At 44.7% G+C, this 23,539-nt stretch carries 20 protein-coding genes; 12 read left to right on the plus strand and 8 right to left on the minus strand.

What is annotated here, in order from left to right:
- The first annotated feature begins 31 nt into the window (after positions 1–31).
- The 5 genes from CBX98_RS09200 to CBX98_RS09225 all read left to right on the plus strand — a co-directional run bounded on the left by CBX98_RS09200 (position 32) and on the right by CBX98_RS09225 (position 6,663).
- Complete coding sequence (locus CBX98_RS09200) at positions 32–1,288, plus strand: aromatic amino acid transport family protein (protein ID WP_109169041.1); 1,257 nt, start codon at positions 32–34, stop codon at positions 1,286–1,288.
- Between the two features lie 616 nt (positions 1,289–1,904).
- A complete protein-coding gene (locus CBX98_RS09210; RefSeq protein ID WP_109169042.1) occupies positions 1,905–3,818 on the plus strand; it encodes a tetratricopeptide repeat-containing diguanylate cyclase in 1,914 nt (637 codons plus the stop codon).
- A gap of 7 nt (positions 3,819–3,825) precedes the next feature.
- Positions 3,826–4,167 (plus strand): hypothetical protein, encoded by a 342-nt coding sequence (locus CBX98_RS09215; protein ID WP_012842508.1) that lies wholly within the window; start codon positions 3,826–3,828, stop codon positions 4,165–4,167.
- Positions 4,168–4,416: 249 nt separating this feature from the next.
- On the plus strand, positions 4,417–6,195 hold the full coding sequence (locus CBX98_RS09220; protein ID WP_109169043.1) for a S8 family peptidase: 1,779 nt from the start codon (positions 4,417–4,419) through the stop codon (positions 6,193–6,195).
- A 12-nt stretch (positions 6,196–6,207) separates the two neighbouring features.
- A complete protein-coding gene (locus CBX98_RS09225; RefSeq protein WP_012842506.1) occupies positions 6,208–6,663 on the plus strand; it encodes a hypothetical protein in 456 nt (151 codons plus the stop codon).
- A 147-nt stretch (positions 6,664–6,810) separates the two neighbouring features.
- On the opposite strand, the gene CBX98_RS09230 is transcribed toward CBX98_RS09225, so the two are convergent.
- The 3 genes from CBX98_RS09230 to CBX98_RS09240 form a co-directional block, all read right to left on the minus strand.
- Positions 6,811–7,740, minus strand: a complete 930-nt coding sequence (locus tag CBX98_RS09230; RefSeq protein ID WP_046875332.1) for an SRPBCC family protein — start codon at positions 7,738–7,740, stop codon at positions 6,811–6,813.
- 88 nt (positions 7,741–7,828) lie between these two features.
- Positions 7,829–9,070, minus strand: coding sequence for a HAMP domain-containing sensor histidine kinase (locus CBX98_RS09235; RefSeq protein WP_109169044.1), 1,242 nt, complete (start codon positions 9,068–9,070; stop codon positions 7,829–7,831).
- Positions 9,042–9,710, minus strand: a complete 669-nt coding sequence (locus CBX98_RS09240) for a response regulator transcription factor (RefSeq protein WP_109169045.1) — start codon at positions 9,708–9,710, stop codon at positions 9,042–9,044. Before CBX98_RS09240 ends, CBX98_RS09235 begins: the two co-directional genes overlap by 29 nt.
- Before the next feature lie 90 nt (positions 9,711–9,800).
- On the opposite strand from CBX98_RS09240, the gene CBX98_RS09245 reads away from it, so the two are divergent.
- Entirely contained in the window at positions 9,801–11,000 is a 1,200-nt protein-coding gene (locus CBX98_RS09245) for a DUF5666 domain-containing protein (protein WP_109169046.1), read from the plus strand.
- Between the two features lie 158 nt (positions 11,001–11,158).
- Here CBX98_RS09245 and CBX98_RS09250 read toward each other — a convergent pair whose 3' ends face one another.
- Positions 11,159–12,208, minus strand: a complete 1,050-nt coding sequence (locus CBX98_RS09250; RefSeq protein ID WP_065646682.1) for a Preprotein translocase subunit SecY — start codon at positions 12,206–12,208, stop codon at positions 11,159–11,161.
- Between the two features lie 485 nt (positions 12,209–12,693).
- Between CBX98_RS09250 and CBX98_RS09255 the strand changes: the two genes are divergently transcribed.
- The gene (locus CBX98_RS09255; RefSeq protein ID WP_074189701.1) at positions 12,694–13,155 is read left to right on the plus strand and encodes a hypothetical protein; all 462 of its coding nucleotides are present in this window, start codon (positions 12,694–12,696) and stop codon (positions 13,153–13,155) included.
- Positions 13,156–13,248: 93 nt separating this feature from the next.
- Positions 13,249–13,722 (plus strand): copper chaperone PCu(A)C, encoded by a 474-nt coding sequence (locus CBX98_RS09260; RefSeq protein ID WP_005395626.1) that lies wholly within the window; start codon positions 13,249–13,251, stop codon positions 13,720–13,722.
- 339 nt (positions 13,723–14,061) lie between these two features.
- Here CBX98_RS09260 and yegD read toward each other — a convergent pair whose 3' ends face one another.
- The 3 genes from yegD to CBX98_RS09275 form a co-directional block, all read right to left on the minus strand.
- Positions 14,062–15,414: a molecular chaperone gene (gene yegD, locus CBX98_RS09265; RefSeq protein WP_109169047.1), complete on the minus strand. Its 1,353-nt coding sequence runs from the start codon at positions 15,412–15,414 to the stop codon at positions 14,062–14,064.
- A gap of 112 nt (positions 15,415–15,526) precedes the next feature.
- Positions 15,527–16,150, minus strand: a complete 624-nt coding sequence (locus CBX98_RS09270) for a hypothetical protein (RefSeq protein ID WP_005395624.1) — start codon at positions 16,148–16,150, stop codon at positions 15,527–15,529.
- Positions 16,151–16,475: 325 nt separating this feature from the next.
- A complete protein-coding gene (locus CBX98_RS09275) occupies positions 16,476–16,796 on the minus strand; it encodes a DOPA 4,5-dioxygenase family protein (protein ID WP_005375836.1) in 321 nt (106 codons plus the stop codon).
- A gap of 657 nt (positions 16,797–17,453) precedes the next feature.
- On the opposite strand from CBX98_RS09275, the gene pdhA reads away from it, so the two are divergent.
- The 3 genes from pdhA to CBX98_RS09290 are packed head-to-tail and all read left to right on the plus strand — an operon-like array spanning position 17,454 to position 20,669.
- Positions 17,454–18,548 carry a pyruvate dehydrogenase (acetyl-transferring) E1 component subunit alpha gene (pdhA, locus tag CBX98_RS09280; RefSeq protein WP_109169195.1) on the plus strand — a complete coding sequence of 365 codons (1,095 nt, stop codon included), beginning with the start codon at positions 17,454–17,456 and terminating at the stop codon, positions 18,546–18,548.
- Positions 18,541–19,524, plus strand: coding sequence for an alpha-ketoacid dehydrogenase subunit beta (locus CBX98_RS09285; RefSeq protein WP_005395620.1), 984 nt, complete (start codon positions 18,541–18,543; stop codon positions 19,522–19,524). The genes pdhA and CBX98_RS09285 overlap by 8 nt, the downstream gene beginning before the upstream one ends.
- Positions 19,521–20,669, plus strand: a complete 1,149-nt coding sequence (locus tag CBX98_RS09290) for a dihydrolipoamide acetyltransferase family protein (protein WP_172605946.1) — start codon at positions 19,521–19,523, stop codon at positions 20,667–20,669. The genes CBX98_RS09285 and CBX98_RS09290 overlap by 4 nt, the downstream gene beginning before the upstream one ends.
- Before the next feature lie 66 nt (positions 20,670–20,735).
- Here the strand turns inward: CBX98_RS09290 and CBX98_RS09295 are convergent, their stop codons facing one another.
- Positions 20,736–21,701, minus strand: a complete 966-nt coding sequence (locus CBX98_RS09295; RefSeq protein ID WP_109169049.1) for an FAD-binding protein — start codon at positions 21,699–21,701, stop codon at positions 20,736–20,738.
- A gap of 138 nt (positions 21,702–21,839) precedes the next feature.
- Here CBX98_RS09295 and CBX98_RS09300 point away from each other — a divergent pair, with 138 nt between their 5' ends.
- On the plus strand, positions 21,840–23,501 hold the full coding sequence (locus CBX98_RS09300) for an electron transfer flavoprotein-ubiquinone oxidoreductase (RefSeq protein ID WP_109169050.1): 1,662 nt from the start codon (positions 21,840–21,842) through the stop codon (positions 23,499–23,501).
- Positions 23,502–23,539 lie beyond the last annotated feature (38 nt).

The following is a 23,539-nucleotide window of genomic DNA, read 5'->3' on the forward strand; positions in this document are numbered from 1 at the left end:
GCATTATTATTTTTATAAAAGCGAGTTTTAAGTGAAAGAATCTCGAAATGCGTTAAATTCCAGTGAATTAAACACAACAACATCTTGGTCAAAACACGATACACATTGGGTCCTTAGTCTGTTTGGAACAGCCGTTGGTGCAGGCATTCTATTTCTGCCGATCAACCTTGGTATTGGCGGGTTTTGGCCGTTAGTCGCAATGGCTGTGCTTGCTTTCCCAATGACTTATCTTGCCCACCGTGGTTTAGCTCGCTTTGTACTGTCTTCCAAGATCAAAAATGCAGACTTTACTGATGTAGTAGAAGAGCACTTTGGCGCAAAAGCGGGTCGCTCTATTTCACTGCTGTATTTTCTTTCGATCTTCCCGATCCTGTTAATTTACGGTGTCGGTATTACCAATACCGTAGACAGTTTTATGGTTAACCAAGCTGATATGGCTTCTTTGCCTCGCCCTCTGCTTTCAGGTGCACTAGTGTTTGCATTAATTGCCATTATGATGGCGGGCGAAAAAGTCATGCTACGGGCTTTTGCCATTATGGTTTACCCACTAGTGGCTATTCTTGCCTTTCTTTCATTTTACTTGATACCAAACTGGACCATGCCAATCATGGACGCCCCTGAAGCGTCTGCTTTTGCTAGCACTATGTGGTTAGCGGTTCCTGTGGTTATTTTCTCGTTTAGTCACGCAGCTGCGATTTCAAGCTTTGCAAATGTGCAACGTCGCCATTATGGCGATCAAGCGGATGCGAAATCCGAAGTAATTCTTCGACGCACTAGCATCATGTTAATTGCGTTTGTGCTTATTTTTGTCTTTTCGTGTGTATTAGCGCTGTCACCAGAGCAATTGGCTCAAGCTAAAGAACAAAACGTGTCGGTGCTGTCTTATTTAGCCAATGCAACAGACAACCCATTTATCGCAACGCTTGGTCCTTTGGTGGCTTTTGTTGCTATCACTTCCTCTTTTCTTGGGCACTTTTTAGGTGCACGCGAAAGCTTAAATGGTTTAATTACTAAACACTCTAAACTGTCTGAAAAGCGAGTTGATCTTATCAGCGTTGCAGTACTTTTCTTTTCAATCTGGGCAGCAGCGATCATGAACCCAAGCATTCTTGGTATGATGGAAGCGTTGTCAGGGCCTGTTATCGCGATGATCTTATTTATTATGCCAATGTTAGCGGTATACAAAATCGATGCATTGAAACAATATCGTGGGAATGGCTCAAATTACTTTGTTTTAACTGCGGGCATTGTAGCGGTAAGTGCATTGATTTTTAGCTTCTTCAGCTAAAAAGTAGTTATTAGGTTGGATTTTCAGGGGAATACCTTATACGAGATTAAGGTGATTCCCTGAATTTTCTTACTCTTAAGCGGGTAACCATCGTTACCATTGAATCTTAGATAAGAGCAAAAACGCCCGCAATCATAAGCACTGAAGCGATACAAGTGCGGCCAATAATACCGAAGTGTGAAGGTTGAATCATTTCATTATGCATAGTTAATCTCCTGTTTATTATAAAAGCCATTTTTTATTGGCTTAATAACACTATGTCTAATATCGAGTTTTTTAACAACCCATACAAACATTAAATATTTATGACAGAAAGATAATTTTTTAGCGAACCAGCCATCTTTCGAGATGCGAATCGCACCGACTAAATGATGAAACTTACACCACTAACAATGTTCGACACACTAGATTCGTCGCACTGTTTATTTTGTCGTTAAATCAATCTTTCCACTTTTGAACAGATTTATCATTATAAATCAGAATATTAGCCTCACCTTTCGCGAAACTTTCTTCACAAGCCGTTTGTAACTCGGAATCCATCCGCACTTAGCCAATAAGAAGTGATAGACTTACCTAGTATTAGGGTTAAACGAGATCACATTTTATTAATAAGCTCATGCACTTTCCGATTAAAACGCTAACTTGCGCGCTGTTCTCAGTACTTGGATTCTTCTTCCATCCACCCCATGTACTTGCCAACACAGAAAAACAGGGCTATCTGGAAGAACACATTTCTCCTCAAAGCAGCTCCATGCTCAATCTCTATTTTCGTTCAATGGGTAAGCCGCGCTCAATTGAAGAAGATGAATTAGTTGCGCCACAGAATGCGTCAGCGGAATCTCTTGCCCTTTATTACTTTGCGCGCCTTTACCTAAAGCGCTACGAAGGCGTTCCGCTGCCCAAAGATATGCCTGATTTAATTGAGTTTGGGACAGAGCATCATTTACCATGGGTAGTCGCTGAAGCGCAGCTTAATAAAGCGGTAACCATGATTGAACTAGACGATAATTGGAATGCAGAACTTGTACTCCATGACATCATCGCTGAAGCCCGCGATCTCGGCTACTTAGCGCTAGAAGGAAGAGCATATCGCTGGCTAGGGAACTTAGAGGTTTCACGGAATCAACTACGTAGCGGACTCAAATATTACCGAACCGCCTATGAGTTGTTAGAGAGAACCGTATTTGAAATGCAAGTTGCCATGACGCTGAATAATATCGGTACCGTCTATATCGATGCATCCGATTGGGCTCGCGCCAGTAGCTACCTTACACAAGCACTCGATACCTATTTAAACAGCGAATATCAATATGACAACAGCCTTTTCATCGGGGTTATCTACGCAAACTTAAGTATTGTTCACTTAAGCAGTGGAGATAGCGAAAAGGCAGAACACTATTTTAATGAAGCAATCCGACTCTCAATGCAAACGGGGTCAGACGTCATCAAACACTATTCATTATCCAGCTTCTCACAAATGTTAAGTTCGATAGGGAAAATTGATGAAGCGTTGATGGTTGCACAGCGTTGCGTAGCTCTCCCTATCACGGGAAACGTAGAGGCGAAGAAAATGCCTTGTTATGAAGCATATGCAGAAGTATACCTCGCAGATGAACAATACGATAAAGCTATTTCGACAGCTATCAAAGTACTTGAGCAAACTAAATCAACCGATGAGCTAGAAATACGACAGCGCATTGATATGCTGTCGGTCCTAGTAAACGCGAATCAAACCCTTAATAATTTTGAAGCGGCTTTTCGTTACTTGACTCAGTTAAGAGAGCTAGAAGCTGAATTTTCTCATCATATTCACGGCGAAGAGATGATTAATATTAAGTTTGACCTCGAAGCTAAGTTAGCTCAGAAAGAACTCAAGCTACTAGAAACGAAAAATGCGTTGCAAGCTTCAGAGCTGCGTTCACAACGCTATAGAGAAATGTTCTACTTTATCGCTATCGCAGCGATTGGTGTCGTTGGCTTTCGTTACGTACTGCGCGTTAGGAGTATTAATAAAGCACTCACTCAAGAAAATACTACCGATCCATTAACTCAACTGCACAACCGTCGCTACCTTCCCATTTGGCTGGATAAAATGGCTCGTAGAAGCCCAGATAGAACGTTTGCCTTAGCCGTATTAGATATCGATCATTTTAAAACGTTTAACGATGAATATGGGCATGATATTGGCGACAAGATGTTAATGCATATTGCCAGGCTATTTAATGAATCGACTCGCTCTGGTGACCTACTCATCCGTTGGGGTGGAGAGGAGTTTGTCTTATTATTTGAAGTAAACAGAACTGAAGATTGCGCTAAATTCTTGGATCGATTGAGATATATCGTGGAAAAAACGCCACTAGTGGTTGACTCTAAGTCATTAAACGCGACAATTTCTCTCGGAGCTGTCGACAGACTGTCCGTAAAAACTATTCAACAAGAATGGGATCAATGGTTTTTCTTCGCAGATCAAGCTTTGTATGACGCAAAGCAAGCAGGAAGAAATCGCTTCGTTATTCACCCGACGTCATAAGAGCAAAATGAAAAAAATCCTAACCATCGCTATTTTTGCGCCTGCACTTCTCACTGCGTGTAGTAACCATCAAGCCTCTCAACTGGGAATGCGCAGTAGCAGTGTTAACGTATATGCCCAGCAAATGAGTAACACTCAGTTGTGCGAGACCCTCTACTACAACCGTGCAACCAACCAAACCAAAGTTGCGATTGGCGCTGAGTTTAACCGACGTGGTTTAAACAAGAAGTGGTGTGATAGTGAGTTCAATAAGCTATACATCAAAAAGTGGATTGATAACGTGTTACCCAAAGAAAAGGCCAAACCGAAGAAACCAATGGCGACAATTCAACCCGCTTCAACTAAATAATCCTTCCTCTCAAAGCAGACAGTACGACCGTATTTTCTGCTTTTTACTTTTCATGCGTGCGCTATTCGACATTAAAAAACCCTATAGTTTCAGTAAATTAACACTAACTCATGTTGTTCGTCGAACTTTTTATGTAAACAAGTTGTAAATGGTTTTCGTCCTTATTCTTTGTCGTTAGCTTTGTTTATTCCTGTTAGAGGAATATGAAACAGGAGCTAAAAAATTCCAAACAAAGACATGAGGTCAAAAATGGAAATACGCATTAACCGCCTATTTGCTGCTATGTTGGCAGTAGGCATTGCACCTGCCGTCTCGGCGTTTGATCCACTCTATTCTGAACAATGGCACTTAGACAACACAGGGCAAACTGCTTTTGCTGCTAACCCAGCTGTTGCTGGGAACGACCTAAACACCAAGCTCACTCAAGCAATGGGTATTGCGGGTATCGGTGTAAAAGTCGCGGTCATTGACTCTGGAGTGCAGATCGATCACCCAGATCTTGCAGGTAATATAGTTACAGGTAGCAGAAACTTCGTCGAAGACTCTTCTTTCCCATTAAGTTATCCGGTTGATACCAATGGTCACGGCACTGCTGTAGCCGGTTTGATCAGCGCAGTCGGCAACAATGGTGAAGGTGGACGCGGTGTTGCTTCTCACTCTTCTCTTATTGGTTTTAACTGGTTAGCCAACCAGACATTAGAAGGCTGGCTAATCTCTCACGGCATGGACCCGGCCACACGCGATGTTCGTGTATTTAACCAAAGCTATGGTTTCAGCCCGATCAACCCAATAACTTTTGATGAAAGCGATCCTCAACTTAAACTTGAAATGGACGTGATAAAAAATGTCAGCGAGAGTAACTCATGGGGACGCGGTGCTGTATTTGTTAAGTCAGCCGGCAATGGTTATCGCTATTTCAATGCGGGAAGATTCTTCGTATTACCAAGTAACTTCTTCGCTGGTGGAGACAACCAAGGCTTGCCGATGCACAACTCCGCTCAGTCTTATGACAACGCCAACTACTTTAATTTAATCACCAGTGCACTACGTTCGGATGGCACGCGAGCGAGTTACTCATCGGTGGGGTCTAACGTGTGGGTTGCCGCACCAGCAGGTGAATATGGGCAAGACTTCCCTGCCATGGTCACCACCGATTTGATGGGTTGTGAAGAAGGGCAAAATACCAGCGACGGACTTGGTATCAATGGCTTACACGGCGGAACGGAGCTAGACCCGAACTGTAACTATACCAGTACAATGAACGGAACCTCGTCTGCTGCGCCAAACACGTCCGGTGCCATCGCGGCAATCATGTCCACGAATCATGCACTTTCTGCTCGTGATGTACGTGCTTTGCTAGCAGAGACAGCAAAAGTAACGGATAAAACGCATCCAGGCGTACAACTTGAATTTACTAACCACAAAGGTGAACAGGTTAGCTACGAGGCCATTTCTCCTTGGCAGAAAAACGCTGCAGGCGTAGATTTCCATACTTTTTATGGCTTCGGCGCTGTCGATTTGGATGAAGCAATGCAACGTGCTCGCATGACGAATCGTGTTTTACCGCCTCAAGTTATTACGCCTTGGGTTAATAATGCTAAAGAAGTAAGTGTACCCGATGCAAGTCTGGCTGGCGGTTCATCAAGTATCGCTATTGCCGATGATCTGAAGGTAGAATCCGTTCAAGTGAAATTGACATTAGACCACTCTCGCCTGCCCGACTTAGCTATCGAGCTCGTTTCGCCATCAGGGACTCGTTCCGTTTTGCAAACACCACGTAATGGTCTTGTTGGTCAATCTCTTGACCCAACGATTACTGGCTACAAAGACCAACTAATGTTGTCTAACCAGTTCTATGGCGAAGATGCAAAAGGCGAATGGACATTACGAGCAATCGATACGAATGGCGACGAAGTCTTTTCTTACATTGCATATTTTAACTCTTCAACCATCTATGACGTTCCGATGGCAAACAACGCTCAGCCAGGTGTTATTAAGAGCTGGTCGATGCGCATCTTTGGACACTAAGGAGTCAATTACATGAAATACATATCATTTTCTATGCTGGCTCTTTCTATGATGACGGCTAGCGCATACGCTGAGCAACAACTCTCTCAACAACCCGCACCTGAACTGTTTGTGCCTTCAGAAGCGGTTGAGATTAATGGCCAAGATTATCGCAAGGTGCAAACGGGTACAGCTAGGAGCCTATCCGAAGAAGTAAAACTTCAAGCCGGTGATGAAGTGTTTAAGAATGCGTTTAGCAATGTATCCAAGGCCACTGGACTGGTTTACATCACGGTAAACAACCCTAACGAAGCGAAAGCGGTCGCCAAAGAGCTAAAGCTGGAAGTTGTCTTCGCAGAGGGAGAGTCTGCGGTGTTAAAAGCATCTCAAGATCAAGACCTACTGAGCATTAGCGACTATCTAAACGCAGACAGCCGGGTAAAAGCTTCTAAAATTGAACTAAACAGCGGTAAGTACCGTGCACAATAATTCTCTAGCAAGAGAAGTTGGCTGATAAAACCATGCCTCGGCAATTGCTGAGGCATTTTTATAGGTGGGTACAGAAACCCTCTTTTTCTTTTGTAGATTACTACGGAACTAGCATGATATTTAGGGGAGCGTGTCCGGCAACGCCTATCATTTCTTAAATAAAATAACTTCGGTTCTTAGTTTATCCTGCGTGGTTTCTTGCGGGTTATCTAAGTAGCGCTCAATCCCTAATGGACTGGTTTTGGCTTTCATACCACTCTGACGAACCAAGTTCATCGCTAAAGCCCATGCATTTCCCAAAAACTGATATTCCCCGCGGTGCTCGACGACAAATGTTTCACTCTCAGGTATGGTACCGGAAACCGCTCCCTCTGGCGCAGTTACTGCGTTATCAAGTGGCAAGCAAGTGATAAACTCAAACGTGCCTTTCTGCATATCCATCGACTGGTAATAACAAAATAACTCGCCGTTCACAGATAAGCCCTTGTCATCAACTATCTGCTTTAACTGTTGAACTTGTTCTTCTATTACCGGACCTAATTCTGGAATGGTGGCCTCGCCTTTTATTCCGATGTAGTGAACCTGAGGCAGGGTTCGATTACCAATTTCAACCAAGTCTGAGAGCACTTGCCCGGTTTCAAGTTTGCTTTTGAGCATGCGTAGCCCACGTTGATAATCCATCTCTATCATCGATTTAAACATACTTTTCAAAAAGAACAGATACCAAGGAACGCGTGATTGCATTTGCCATTCGACTAAACAGCCATTTTGTGACGGCGTCACGACTAGAGTCACCTTTCCATGGCTCTTGATTGGGCGAAAGAAATGCAGCTCCATATCTAATCGATGCTCTTGAGTACTTTCCAGTACAATCGCGCCAGTCCCAATACGCTGACCATTCCATTGATAACCAGCCCCAACGTGGCCCTGATTATCACTGAATGTCAGCTCGCAGCTTGGTTCAAGAATGATCCATGGTGACCAGCTTGGCCAGTTATTGAAGTTCTTGAGATAGCCAATAATTTCACTTTGATTCTTATTAATTTCAATACTTCGGCTGACCTGATAAGAGAGCATAACGGTTCCTCGAGTTTCCGCTTCACTAACTTCAGTCTAATTCAAATTCCAGTTTTTTCTTGTTTGACTGTGGGTTAGACGCACAAAGCTAGGAACGGAATTCCACTTTCGCACTAAATCGAACACCATCATCGTCCAGTATTAACGCCCATCCCATCCGTTCACATATGCGTTGTACGATAACAAGCCCACAACCGTAGCCGGCGTTGTACGTCTCGTTACCATCGTGACGATTCAGGATCTTAAGAGCATGACCATCCAACTCAATCTCAATATCTCCCACACTATAGCTAAAGGCATTTTTAATCAGATTGTTGATTACAATGGTCACAAAACTCTCTGGTGCATTCACGACACCACTATGTTGTTCGTGCAAAGAGTAATTCGAATCTTGCTTTGCAAATAAAGGAGCCAGCTCTTCCAGTTGTTTTTGTAGACAAGTAAGAAGCTGATGCTCTCCGTAATGCTGAGGCTCTATTTTCTCTTTACCGAGCAAGAGAAACGCTTCTGTCAGTACGCGCATGTCTTCACAAGCTGACTGCATCCTCGCGATGGCTTTTTGCGCGACTCGAGGTTGTTCTGGAATACGCGTTAGAATGTCTGTTGAGCCTTTGATCACCATGATTGGCGTTCTCAACTCATGCGATGCAAAACGACTAAATTCTTGTTCTCGTTTGAAATAGCCCGCGATATCGTTTTTATTATCCAGCAAAGTTTGCTCTATCTGGCGTGTCTCGCTGAACTTGGTTTCAACTTGGAAAGCGGGTTGATCCGGTGACATTTGGCTGATTTTGTCTTCGATTTGCGCTAGTGGTCGAGACAATATTCGCACCATATAAATGCCATACCCGACCATAACAAATGAAAATAAGCCACCGAGCAGTAGCGTAAACTGATGCAGCGAGCTTTCGTATTCGTCGAGGTAATCATCGGAGTCATCTTGAAACACAATGTACATAAGCCCCTTCCCTGAGGGATGTTTCAATACGACAAAGTGTTTGTCTTCTTCACCAAGCAGATATTCGTAAAAACCGGGCGAAGTAAAAGAGAGCAACCAATCCGGTGTCGGTGCTTCACTCCAATATGAGTTGAACTCCAATACGTTTGGCAATGGCGCATCCCAGCCCTGTTTCTCGAAATTCTCACTATAAAGCGCAGCTTCAGTATCAAGCCAGTGATGTAAACTCAGCACTTCGAGTTTGTTTTCTGCCACATAAATCAGCGACCAAAAAAGAGTAAACATCACAAGCGTCATCACCCCAAAACCCCAACGGATCTTGCGATAAATACTTGGATATTCGTTATGCTTTAAGTCGGTAACCTTGTCCATGAATAGTCTCTAATCGTGATTCTTCAAAACCTTTGTCTAACGCGGTTCTTAAACCATAAATATGGCTACGAAGTGCATCACTTCCGGGTGGTTCGTCTCCCCACACACTATCGATCACTTCTGTGCGCGAAACCGATGCTGGAGCACGTTGGAGAAGTAACTTTAAAATCTTGGTTTGAATTCGGCTCAGCTTAATTTCTTTGTCTTTTCTCGTCACTTTGCCTGTGCGCGCATCTAAACAAATGTCCGCAAACTTGAGCGTGCCAATATCTTGCCTTGGACCGCGATTAGCCAAAGCATGAACACGCAAACTAAGCTCTTCCATCGCAAATGGCTTCATTAAATAGTCATCGCCTCCCGCTTTAAATGCCGCGATTTTGTCATCTAACGTACCTTTTGCGGTTAGGAAGAGGATTGGCGTTCCACAGAGCTGATCTTGTCGAAGTTTCTGTACCGCACTAATGCCATCGAGCTTAGGCATCATGATATCCATGATGATTACATCGTAATGATTATCCTCGATTAGCTTCAGTGCGGCCTCACCATGATACGCACAATCGATAATCATGCCTTCAAGCTCAAGATAGTCCGCAATCGTCTCCGAGACATTGTGGTTGTCATCTACAATTAAAATTTTCATAAAAATCACATTTCTTCACGATCTCTTCACGATATGCCCAATAAGATACAGGCAATTTCCTAAACTAGCTCGTAAATTGAGGTTAATACAATGAAAAAACTCGCTCTTATTTCTGTAGTAGGTTTGGCATTGTCTGGTTGTGGTGGTTCAGGTGGTGGCAGCAATAGCGATAGCACACCAACTCAACCAGTAGTGAAACCAAGTGTAGCGATTGGCTCTGTTGAAGCGGTCAACGCTGAAGAAAACACGTTAACCGTCAATGGATATACATACCATGTGTCTGGGGTGGTTTATGGCGAGACATCAATGCAATTAGCCGATGTAGAACCCAAAATGATGGTTCAAGTAGGGACAGGTGTTCGTAAAGCGTCTGACGATGGCTTCTTAGTAACACTTGAGCCAACCATTACAGGACGTGTTACAGCAATTGATTATGTGAAGAAAACATTTACGGTAAACGGCGTAGATCTGCAGTTTGACGGTTTAAGTGATGATATAGAGGTCAACGACTGGGTGATGGTGTCATCCTTGCCGACTGCTGATGCGGGTTATCGAGTGTTGTCTGTGGTCGAAATCGACGTAGATAACGATTACCCAACTCTTGGAAGCTACTACGAACTGGAAGGTCGCATTACTAGTATCGATGAAAATGCTAGCACGTTTGAGCTTGGTACAAATATAACCGTATCTTACGACAACATTAGCCAACTTAGCATCGGCCAATGGGTGGAAGTAGAAGGTGAAATGCAAAACGGCATCTTCATGGCAAATGAGGTAGAAGTTGAAGGCTACGACGTCATAAGCAATGACAGCGATGTGGAAGGCATCGTGACTTGGGTTGCAAATGATTACAGTGAGTTTTCATTAAACTACCGAGGTGCATTCTTCATCGATAACGCAACACGATTTGAAGATGGCAGCAAAGCGAACCTAAAACAAGGCCAAGAAGTGGAAGTAACGTCTGTCATGAAAAATGGCAAACGCATCGCTACCGTTATTGAGTTTGAGCAACCAGACTTTGACGATAACAACCAATGGCAAGGTAAAGAATTTGAATGTGAAGGATACGTATCAAACTACGATGCTGAAGCAAGAACATTTGACATCGAGCGTTGCGAAAACGACGCAAATCAATTGCTAAACAACACTACCGTTGTGATTGATGCACAAACACGCTTCCAAGGCATCGAAGAACTTAACCTAAATGGTGCTCGTGTCGAAGTCGATGGTGTAATCATCAACGACCAAAATATTGCCCGTGAAGTTGAGTTGGACGTTTACGACAACTGATCCCTTCTACACTAGAGAAAAAGTGTCACTTCGGTGGCACTTTTTTGTTTTTCTATTTTTTAAATCCTCTCTCTTCTTTTGGCTCACTTTAGTAGCGAAACCTTACAGTAAAAAAGAGCGCCGATTGACGCTCTTTCCGATCTCTAATTGATAACCAATTATGCTGTCTCTGTCTGACCTATCCAATGATAATGGTGGTTGGCTTTTTTACCCACTAAACCGAGCTCTGCCAATTCCTCAAACACCTTGTCTACCTCTTCCGCAGATAGCCTAAATTGTTTGGCAACGGCTTTTTTTGTGCACGTAATTTGATGCGTTTTAAGTGCATCGCTAACTTGCTCTAACAGAGTTTTCGGTTCTTTTGGCTCTTCAGGCTCCGGCGTTACTGGTATTTCTTGCTCTTCCTCCTCTTTGATATGAGGAAGATATCCCGCTGGCTCTGGATCGATATCGCGAACCGTTTTCAGTATCATGCCCTCATTTCGGCGATAGAAATGTCTGAACCGTTGCTCTTCACCAATCAGGCCGACAAAAAATGCAGCAAAGAAATCCAACAGAATCGAAAGAAATACAACCAAGCCAAGCTGAGCTTGCTGAGAGGTGGTACCAAATGCGTTGGCTAGGCTATCAATCAAACCAATCACTGAGCCTTGCGTGACCGGTGGCAAACTATCACGTTCCATAGCCAAGCGTTGCTGCTCTTCGCGTAAGGTTTTGTTTTGCTCCTGAATGCGAGTTACACCGGTCGCGATACGCTCCATCTCGATGTATTTCTGCGCTGCCATATTGTTGAGCTCAATCTGTTTATCGATTGCCGCAATTTGGCGATTAAACGCTTCCACTTTCGCCTGCTCTACCGAAATATGACTTTGTGCGCTGTTTGTTGCACTGTTAATGCCACCAATACTACCGCCAATGGAGATCGCAGCTAAGACTAAATAAAACACGAGAGCGGTTGCCGCCCCTGTATAGTTGCGATGGGCTCGGCGCTCACCGTATTCATACCAAGCGTAGAACTTACCCGCTTCAAAAATAATCGCTAAACCACCAAATAAGGTTTGCATCATCGGGTTTTCGTCGATCGACAAAAACAGCAATAGAGAAAAAATAGTCGATGCTAAAATCGCAGCACCAGTGAATGCGTATACACTCACCATGGCAAATCGACCTTTAGGGTATCGATATCCAATCTGTTGTTCGTATTTCATTTGAGAAATTTCTTAAGATTAATCGCCCCTCCGACTAAGTAGGACGGACGTTCTGGCATGTACAAAGGAGCGCAGAATACCGTATCCTTTATTAAATTACTGTCATAATTCCGTTAATGGAAAACAAGTGAAGATTCGGTGTGCATTTTGAATCGATATCAGCCAAATCTAGCACGTAAAAACACCACTTCGGCACCCACTAACCGAAGTTTCAGTGACATATAAGAGAGATTAATTCAGTATCTTCAAAAGCGACTAGGCAAGACAGACAAGCTGAATTGGAGGTTATGAATGCAAGCCTAATCAAAACATGCCATCTGCCGTAACACGTTGCTTTAAATCGTAAAGAGCCAAGCTATTAAAGCGTTAAAAATAGGCAATAAAACAAATAATGCACACTTGCATCACCTTTTAGTAAACTGATAATTACATTGTTTGGTTAATTTGTTAGTATCCCGCGCCGAAGAAGATAAGCACTCAATTGTATGGAAAACACTCTAATACAGCATAAACACCATCGCTTGCACGCTATTGCGGTTATTATCGCGGTGTTGTTTCAGTTGTATTTAGCGTCCACAGCGACTCTTAACCCAACACAAGTTCACAACACAACCTGGCTTAACAAAGTTCAAAGTGAAAAGGTCTTACTGTGTACCGCAGATGGTTTCAAATGGGTGGATATCAATACGCTGATTGAAGCTAACGCTCAACCTTCTTCTACGCTCATTCAAGATCTTAATTTACATGAGGGCTTTCAGTTTGAGTGTCCGCTTCTTCAAGCGGTTCAATTCTTTCTTTTGGTTGCGATTGGGCTATACCTGACTACCATCCATTGGCAGCGCCGAGTCAAGAAAGCTCTGACGCCTTACCGATTTTCAAAATGCGATAAGCTCGTTTACAAACACATCGCGCCTAAGCACTCTCCGCCGAGTGTTTTTCCTGCCTAACAGGCATCTAATCATTAACAACTTTATTCAAAAATAACGATGACTCTGTTTGTTGTCCATTCAGAAAAGCTATTCATTCAAAAGGAAAAACACATGCTTAAATCATTTAAAACCGCCGCTATCGCGCTTATTGCTGTCATCGCTAGCCCGCTGAGTTTAGCGCACGATTATGAAGCAGGGAAAATTCATATCGATCATCCATGGAGCCGCGAAGCGCCACCAAACGCACCTGTTATCGGTGGTTTTTTTCAATTAACCAACCACGGTGATAGTGAAGATGCATTGATCGCAGCAGAAAGCCCAATCGCAGGACATGTCGAAATTCACACGCATAAGAAAGAAGATGGTGTGATGAAAATGATTAAGATTGACGAAGTGCGCGTTCCAGCCAATGACTCAGTGTTGTTTAAGCCAGGCAGCTTCCATTTAATGATTTTCAATCCAACACAAGCGCTCAAAGAAGGTGACCGCTTCCCTATGACGTTAACATTCAAAAACGCGGGTAAAGTGGAAGTAGAAATGGCGGTTGAAAAACAAGGTCACATGGAAAAACACATGCACCATTAATGACGTAAACAAAAATGCCCGCTGATTTAGCGGGCATTTTTATTTCAGCTTAGTAAAAATCATTATTCCGATAGATCATAACCCGATTCTTCAGAATAATGGCAGCGAGTTGCGCTTAGCGAGACGAAGTCATATACATAACAGCATGCTCGGACAATAGATCTGAATCACGCTCGTCCCTCATTGTTCAGAATGACATTGAAAGATTTAAGAACCCTAACAAGGTTCCCTACTCGCATGAAACTCAATCTCTCAGCGAAGTCTTCCAACCATCATTTGATAAGCCTAAGCGAAGTCATAAATTTGGTAACAATGCCCATAGCGCAATTAGTTTTCTTTCTACTTGAAACAGACCTCAGCCCAACGAGCTAGGCCAGCAGTGACCGAGCCAAAATAATTTCCACTGACAACCGGAATATTTGGCAGTACAGTTTGCACCGCATCGCGCAAAATTGGCGAGCGTGCCGAACCACCAGTCATAAAGATAGCATCGGGTTTCACCCCAGCTTGCTCTACCGCTTCTGTCACCAACGCCGTCATTTTATTCTTCGGCGACTGAATCGCTTCGATCATTTCGTCTCGTTGCACATCGACTTCAATCAGTTCTGACAGTAAGTTGATGCCAGTTCGGTAAGATGCTTGCTCTGAAAGCGCCACTTTCGCTTCTTCGGCACGGCGAACGATGTTGTAGCCTAAAGACTCATGATACACCTCTAGCAAACGAGCAAGCTTTTCTGGCTCTTGAGCCTGCTTTTGAAGCAACTTCAACGCGGATAGGTTCTCTCGCGAATAGAAATCACTCTGCGCTTCTACATTGTTGATTGCTATCGGGTTCCAGAATTGGGTGGTCGGCATCACAATACCTGACTCCATTTTGCTTTCCATGCCAAACGGGAACATGAGCTGCTTAAATGCTAACGCGATATCAAGATCATTCCCGCCGACGCGCTGGCCACTATGAGCTAACAAGCTTGCGGTCCTATCCGCTTTGCCACGCCAAGACGGCCCCATTTGAATCAACGAGCAGTCCGTTGTACCACCGCCAATATCGACCACTAGAATGGTTTTGTCTTCGCTGAGTGTCGCTTCATACTCTAGGCCCGCCGCGACAGGCTCAAACTGAAACTCCACATTTTGGAAGCCCGCACGTTTCGCTGCCCGCAACAAAATACTTTCAGCCTGAATGTTAGCCGTTTCACCGCCACGCCCATGGAAGTTAATTGGCCGGCCGATAACAGCATCGGTAATACTTTGCTGCGCATCGTTTTCGGCTTGCGACTTAATATTGTCCATCATCGCGCAGACAAGATCTTCGAAGAAAGCCAATTGCACGTCACGCAAACCAGAAGCGCCAAGAAAAGACTTCGGCGACTTTACGTAATAGATATCACGAGGATCTTCCAAATAAAGATTAAGCGCCGCCTGACCAAATGCAATGTCGTCAGATTCGAGATCAATACTTTCTTCTCGGTTTAAATTGATTGCCCGGCGTAAAACCTGCTCACCAACTTGATCTAATGGTTTAATATCTCGATGGCGAAATAAGTGCTCGGATACCGATTCACGAGTCGGTGCAGCAAGGGTGGAAGGAATAAATGGACTGTTCCCTTCTAGGTTAAGCATTACTGGCTCACCCGATTCCATTTTTGCCACTGAACAGTTTGCAGTGCCATAGTCAAAGCCGATAAACATAGTTCCTCCCACTAATAAGGGCCTGTAGACCGTTAAAAAGCCGGCAATGCTAACTTAATGGCATAGGAATTACTATCCTAAAATCGTGTGTAATTTAACGTGGCAAGTCTATCTAAGGTTTATTGCTCTCTTTTTTCATAGATGGCAAAACAACCGCAACCAATAACGCTAATAATAAGAATACAGGAGTAAGCGTTAACCCGTGCCAGATCGAATAACCGTCATGGAACAACCAGAAAATACCAACAGTCAAGAGATACGCAAAGTAACTGCAAAACACTAAGCTAATCGCAACAAAGCGAGTTCGATTGATAATAAGAATCCGCACTAGATACTGACTAAGAATACCAGAACAGTGCATGGCAAGCTGCCAATTGATGATAAAGAAAGCAAGCGCAATAAACCCTGCAACCACTAGTGAATCGTGAGTATTTAAAATAAAGTAGCTACCAAATCGGCTTATGATGATCGGGTAATCCCCTTCATATACTGTTGACCAAGATATCGCATTTGCTGCTGCAATATAATTCGCAAAATAAGCGATGGCGTAAAAAGTCGTTTGAGAGCTGAACGGCTGAAATACATCCGTACAATATCCTCGCCATTCTTCTTTGTTGGCGGTAGGTCCAACCCAGTTACGTTTTTGATGAGCGACGCGCTCGGCGAATGCAGGTCCGTTGCGAAACAACAACCAAAATATATACAGTGAAAGTATGACCAAGAGTATCGAAAACATACCCTTCCCCCTCAGAAATTATCGGCTCCACTGCCAATGGCGTTGGGGTCGTAAACTGCACTTCCCTGCGATACCTATTTCATTTATCTGAACTTATTATTTTATTGCTGCCAAAACTTATTTAACGACATGCTAAACAGAAACATGGTCTCACTTGATGTTTAAGCTCAAAAACCTACTTGTAGGTTTAGCACACAAAAACAGGGCCTGCAGAATGGAGAAAAGGAAATCGCGACTTATTAACGAACATGAAAACGCTAACTTGCTACGGTGACCGCGATGAGGGGAGAAGCATTCAAAGCGGTCATACATGCGGGAGGAACAGCTATTTCTCTAGCTTCTCTTCAAATACACCAATCTCTCTACCCAGCCAAATCGCGCGTTCCGTATGATCGAGCAACTCTTCTTCACTCACAGGATGGATAAGCACAGAAAAATCACCTCGAATTGTATCGAGCCAAGCCAAAAACTCTTCACTCAATGACTCTAGATGAATTTCAAACATCGGCATTTTATGTGGGCCAACCAATCTTCCAACCAAAGGAAACACACGCAGCACATCTTGACGCTCTTGACGGATGATCTCGTTCAAGGCTTGCGCTTTATCTTGTTCTCTTAAAGGAAAATAAACATGAGCGTGATACATAATTTCTCCATAATCACTTCGACTTGAGCGCCATCTACTGCTGATAAGCTCAAGGACCGCCGAGGGTATACATTTGTAATGCCGTCACCCTACCTTGATTCCACTCTGTTGGGAAGAAGTTATGTATTCTCATAAGGCCGGAGTTTCGGGCACAACAAAAAATCTCAATACAACACATAACAACTACTTGAGTTGATTCATTAATAATGACTCACTTTGTCAAATTTTACAGCCAAATTTTGTTGCAAATATGTTTCATTAACCGGTAATTAAATTCGAATTTAAAAATACCACCAACAAAATAACAGCATATTACTCTGCCAAATCAGGGTGTAAGCAAAACTTTACTACTGGTCAAAAGTCAAAATGAAGCACAATTTAACAATTTGTTTACACTTATTGTATCTGGCTATACCACGATTTAGTTAGAGGGTTAGATGCAGAAAAAATGTTTCTCTGTGTCTTGCGATGAAATAGCCGCAGCGGTGTTATCGAAAAATAGTTTAAAGGACGTACAGATGCCTACAGCTATAGAAAACACAAGCAACCTTAGGTATGGCCTTTGCGCTGATATCAGAGTTTGAGTACCCATACAAACTCTGGTTTGATATGAACAGCTGCAGTCCAAAAGACACGCAGCGTCAAAAGGAGCTTGAGATGAACGTTCAGGCATTACCCATGCATCGGTTTATCGACCATCATGGGGACCTAGTCGGCCAACTACCCAACTGGGCTGACACTGAAACTTTGGTCGGGTTTTACCGAGACATGGTATTAACTCGTACTTACGACAACAAAGCCGTTGCGTTGCAACGCACCGGCAAGTTAGGGACCTACCCTTCGCACCTAGGTGCTGAAGCCATCGGCATTGCGGTCGGCAGAGCGCTGAAAGCCGATGATGTATTTGTCCCTTACTATCGCGATATGCCTGCAATGTGGTGTCGTCGTATTGGCATGGAGAAGAATCTTCAATACTGGGGCGGTGATGAGCGCGGTAGTGATTTTGCTCCTGAGGGCAGCCCAGTTCCTAGCCGAGATCTTCCATTCTGCGTCCCCATTGCGACGCAATGTACGCACGCTGTCGGGGTGGCTTCCGCATTGAAAATTCAAGGTAACCATGAAGCTGCGCTAGTCATGTGTGGCGATGGCGGTACATCCAAAGGGGATTTTCTAGAGTCAATAAACTGTGCGGGTGCTTGGAATATTCCACTTGTTTTCGTTGTGAATAACAACCAGTGGGCAATTTCAGTGCCGCGTAGCCTTCAATGTGCTGCCGATTTCTTATCAGAAAAAGCGCAAGGCGCTGGTATACCGGGCATTACGGTAGATGGTAACGATGTCGTCGCCGTTTATGATGCAACTAAGACCGCACTTGAGAGAGCGAGAAAAGGGAAAGGCGCAACACTCATCGAAGCGGTCAGTTACCGATTAAGTGACCACACTACGGCCGATGATGCGACTCGTTATCGTAAAGAGGACGATGTTCAAACCGCATGGCAATACGAACCTATAGCACGTCTTAAAACGTATCTCCTTAATCAAGGTGCTTGGAGCGATGAACAAGAGCAACATTGGCTAGAATACTGCAAGGAACAAGTGGAACTGGCAGTTGAGCGCTACCTCAGCTTACCGTCACAAGCACCTGAAACTGGGTTCGATTATTTGTATGAATCGCTTCCCCAAGAGCTTCACGCTCAAAGAGATGAACTCATCAACAAAGCAATGCGAATGCAGGGAGGCAAACATGGCTGAGCTAACGTTAGTTGAAGCAGTAAACCTCGCTCTGCACCACGAAATGCAACAAGACCAAAATGTTGTCGTGTTAGGTGAGGACGTAGGTGATAATGGTGGCGTATTCCGTGCCACCGTAGGGCTCAAACAAGAGTTTGGTCTCAAACGAGTGATCGATACGCCACTCGCTGAAGCGTTAATCGGCGGTGTTGCGGTCGGTATGGCAACGCAAGGATTACGACCTGTCGCCGAATTTCAATTTCAAGGTTTCGTTTTTCCTGCAATGGAGCACTTAATGTGCCACGCGGCACGCATGCGTAACCGAACTCGCGGTCGCCTCACTTGCCCCGCGGTTTTTCGTGCGCCATTTGGTGGCGGTATTCACGCTCCAGAGCACCACTCAGAAAGTGTAGAGGCGCTATTTGCGCACACTGCTGGCTTTAAAGTAGTGATTCCTTCTTCACCTCAACGCGCATACGGCCTGCTTCTCGCCGCGATTCGAAGTAATGATCCTGTCATGTTCTTCGAACCGAAACGCATTTATCGAACCGTAAAATCTGAAGTCGTTGATAATGGCGAAGCACTTCCACTCGACACCTGCTTCACCTTACGTAAGGGGCGAGATATCACGCTTGTTACTTGGGGCGCATGCGTCGTAGAGTCACTTCAAGCCGCACAGACCTTATCTAGTCAAGGAATTGAAGTCGAGGTGATTGATTTGGCGAGCATTAAGCCAATTGATACCGCAACGATTTTCAGCTCACTAGAAAAAACCGGACGTTTACTCGTTGTTCATGAAGCGAGTAAAACTTGTGGTGTGGGCTCTGAGCTTTTAGCTCGAACAGCCGAACACGCCATGTGCTTACTAAAAGCCCCACCTAAACGAGTAACTGGAATGGATACCATTATGCCTTATTACCGTAACGAAGATTATTTCATGGTTCAGGAAGAAGACATTGTGACCGCAGCGCGCGAACTCGTGGAGGATTGGAAATGAAGACGTTTAACTTACCCGATCTCGGCGAAGGCCTTGCTGAATCAGAAATTGTAAAATGGCACGTTAATGTCGGTGACATGGTTAAGTTGGATCAAGTGATCTTAACTGTCGAGACAGCAAAAGCGACGGTCGACGTTCCCGCCCCCTACTCGGGCCGTGTAGTCAGCCGCCATGGGGAAGAAGGTGATATCGTCAATATTGGCGCATTGCTACTCGAAATTGACGAAACTGGCGCAGAGCGCGGGGCTACGGTAGAGAAAAAAGAGACTGCTGACGCCGCGACCGTTGTCGGCAATGTTTCTCATCAAGCGCATCACGTTAACGTCGATGACTTCTGGATTGGAGGCAATCACAACACGACTGAGAGTAATCTAGTTACTGCTCTACCGTCGGCTCGTCTATTGGCACAAAAACTTGGGGTAGATCTTAATCTCGTGTCAGGCAGTGGTCCAAACGGTCTTATCGTTGATGCCGATATTTACGACGAAGCCGGAAAACAGCGTCCGGGCACCGAAGTATTGAAAGGCGCTCGACGCACCATGGTGTCGTCGATGACTGAGTCACACGAGCACGTTGCTGCCGTGACCATTACAGAAGAAGCGTTGCTGGAAGACTGGCTGCCGAACGAAGACATCAGTATCCGCCTGGTTCAAGCGATTGTTCATGCGTGTCAGGAAGAGCCCGCTTTAAATGCTTGGTTTGATGCAGAAACCATGACGCGTTGCGTGCACAATACGGTTAATCTTGGTATTGCTGTAGATAGCCGTCATGGCTTGTACGTACCCGTATTGCGCCACGCAGATGAATACGAGCCACAAGATGTTCGTCGTTGGCTCGATCAAACTGTTGAAGGGGTCAGAGAGAGAAAGATCGGTCGAGAGCAATTACAGCACGCGACGATTACGCTTTCCAACTTCGGAGCGATTGCCGGCATTTACGCGACACCTGTCGTCACACCTCCGCAAGTCGCTATTGTTGGTGCTGGTCGAATACTCGACCGAGTGGTGATAAGAAATGGTCAAGCAATTTCGGTGAAAGCAATGCCGCTATCCGTAACGTTTGATCATCGCGCTTGTACTGGTGGTGAAGCAGCAAGGTTTACTAAAGTGCTTGCAGAACACCTGCAACGCCCGAGCGAAAAGTAACTGGTAAAAACCAAATGATAAAGGCTTCCAGTTCGGAAGCCTTTTGTTTGAGAGAACATATTATATCTACAGCTTCTCTAGCAACTCCGGCATCACATCAAATAAATCGCCGACCAACCCATAGTCAGCGATGTCAAAAATAGGCGCATCGGGATCGCTGTTAATTGCGACAATCACCTTTGAGTCTTTCATTCCCGCTAAATGTTGAATAGCACCAGAAATTCCGACGGCAATGTATAATTCAGGTGCAACAATTTTACCGGTTTGCCCGACTTGATGGTCATTAGACACATACCCCGCATCGACCGCCGCTCGGGACGCTCCTACCGCTCCACCTAGCTTGTCAGCCAATTGTTCGACTAAAGCAAACTTCTCTTTACTCCCGAATGCACGACCACCCGATACCACCACTCTAGCCGCTGGCAATTCTGGTCGCTCACTTTCTGGCGTTTGCTGCGAAATAAACTCACTAAGTTTGTTGATAATAACCGTATCGACTTGAGTAACCTTAGGGACAACTGGCGTGTCTAACAGCTCTACGGCATCAAAAGCCGTACTTCGTATGGTCATCACTTTATAGAGGTCGTTCGACGTGACTCTCGCCAATGCATTCCCGGCATAAATTGGACGACTCACCGTATCGATAGACTCGATTGTCATCACATCCGAGAGTTGCCCTACATCGAGCAACGCCGCCACGCGAGGCATTACATTCTTACCAAACGTACTAGCAGGAGCAAGAATGTGCGAGTAATTTTTGGCTACTTGTGAGATCAAAGGGGCGATATTTTCCGCTAACCCATGCTCGTATTCCTTCGCGTCAACCCAGATAATTTCTGCAACGCCCTTAACGCACTTCAACTCATCCAAAACCGATTGGCACTGATAACCAATAAGCAATACAGAAATAGGAAGCGATTTAGCATCATCCTTGATATCAAATGCCGCTTTAATTGCACACAGCGTCCCTACAGCCAACGACTGGTTGTCATGTTCCGCAATGACAAGTGTTGCTAATGGTCGGTCGTCCATGGTCATGCCTCGTATAACACGTCAGATCCATTACTTGAGCTTAGTTCACTTCACGTTAACGTCAACTGAGCTATAGTTTTCTGTATAGAAACCAAAAACCTGTCACGCAGATGACGATAATAGAAAGGAAGCAGATAGATGGAACGAGAATGCATGGAGTTTGATGTCGTGATCGTGGGAGCCGGACCTGCGGGCTTAAGTGCCGCTTGTCGCATAGCTCAACTCAACCAAGATAGTGAAGGTGACGCACTTTCAATTTGCGTTGTAGAAAAAGGCTCAGAAGTGGGCGCACATATTTTATCTGGCGCTGTTTTTGAAACTAGTGCCTTGGATGAACTTTTCCCCGATTGGAAAGAAATGGATGCCCCGCTATCAGCCTCAGTTCAGCAAGACCATTTCCTTTATCTTACTACTGAGCAAAACCATATTCGCGTCCCTCATTTCCTTACGCCACGTCCAATGATAAATGGCGAAAATAATTATGTAATTAGCCTTGCCAACCTTTGCCGTTGGCTCGCTAACCAAGCAGAAAGTCTTGGGGTGGAAGTTTTTCCTGGCTTTGCCGCTGCAAACATCAATTATGATCAGAGTGGCGCCGTGACAGGCATTAATACGAGCGATATGGGACTAGATAAGAACGGCCAAGCCAAATCTAACTTTGAGCCAGGTATCGAGCTAAAGGCAAAATACACCCTTTTTGCTGAAGGTTGTCGCGGACATCTGGGTAAAGAACTTATTCAAAGGTTCGACCTAGACGCAGGCAAGCAACCTCAGCACTACGCGCTTGGCTTAAAAGAGATATGGGAATTACCCTCTGACAGCAAGGATGTATCCGGCAGTGTTATCCACTCCGCTGGCTGGCCTTTGAGCGAGACAAATACCACTGGCGGCGGTTTTCTATATCACATGGAGAACAACCAAATCGCGGTCGGTTTGATCGTAGATTTAAACTACAGCAACCCTTACTTAAGCCCGTTTGACGAGTTTCAACGCTTTAAGCATCATCCAGCTATCGAGCAACACCTAAAAGGTGCCCAACGTATCGCATATGGTGCAAGAGCCATTGCAAAAGGTGGACTTTCTTCTCTACCGAAACAGCAATTCCCCGGCGGTTTATTGATTGGTTGTGATGCAGGCACTTTGAATGTCGCTAAAATTAAAGGCAGCCACACCGCCATGAAGTCCGGAATCATTGCAGCAGAAGCGGTACATACGGCCCGACAAACTGGGGCTTCTGAGCCAGACTACCAGTCATTGTTTGAATCATCATGGTTGTATGACGAGCTCGCCGAAACACGTAACTTTGGTGCGAACATCCACAAGTTTGGCAGCATACTGGGCGGTGCACTTTCGACCTTTGAGCATAACCTATGGCAACCACTGGTTAAGAATCCGTTACCTTGGACTGTCAAGGACTATTCGTACGATCACGAACAGTTAAAACCTAAACAAGAGTGCCAACCAATTACATACCCAAAACCAGATGGTGAAATCAGTTTTGATAAGCCTTCGTCGGTATTTTTATCGGGAACACAGCACGAAGAGAACCAACCTTGCCACCTTGTTCTGACTTATCCTCACATTCCAATTGATGTGAATTTGGGTATGTATGACGAGCCGAGCCAGCGCTATTGCCCTGCGGGGGTTTACGAAGTGGTGGAAGTTGAGAGTAAGTTGAAGTTTCAGATAAATGCCGCCAACTGCGTGCATTGCAAAACCTGTGACATCAAAGATCCTTCACAAAACATCACATGGAAAGCGCCAGAAGGTGGTGGCGGACCAAGCTATCAAAACATGTAACCAAAGAACCACTTAAAGTGCGAAGCAGTGCATTTACT

Origin of the sequence: Vibrio sp. T9 (assembly GCF_003123985.1) — a bacterium.
GTDB lineage: Bacteria > Pseudomonadota > Gammaproteobacteria > Enterobacterales > Vibrionaceae > Vibrio > Vibrio diabolicus.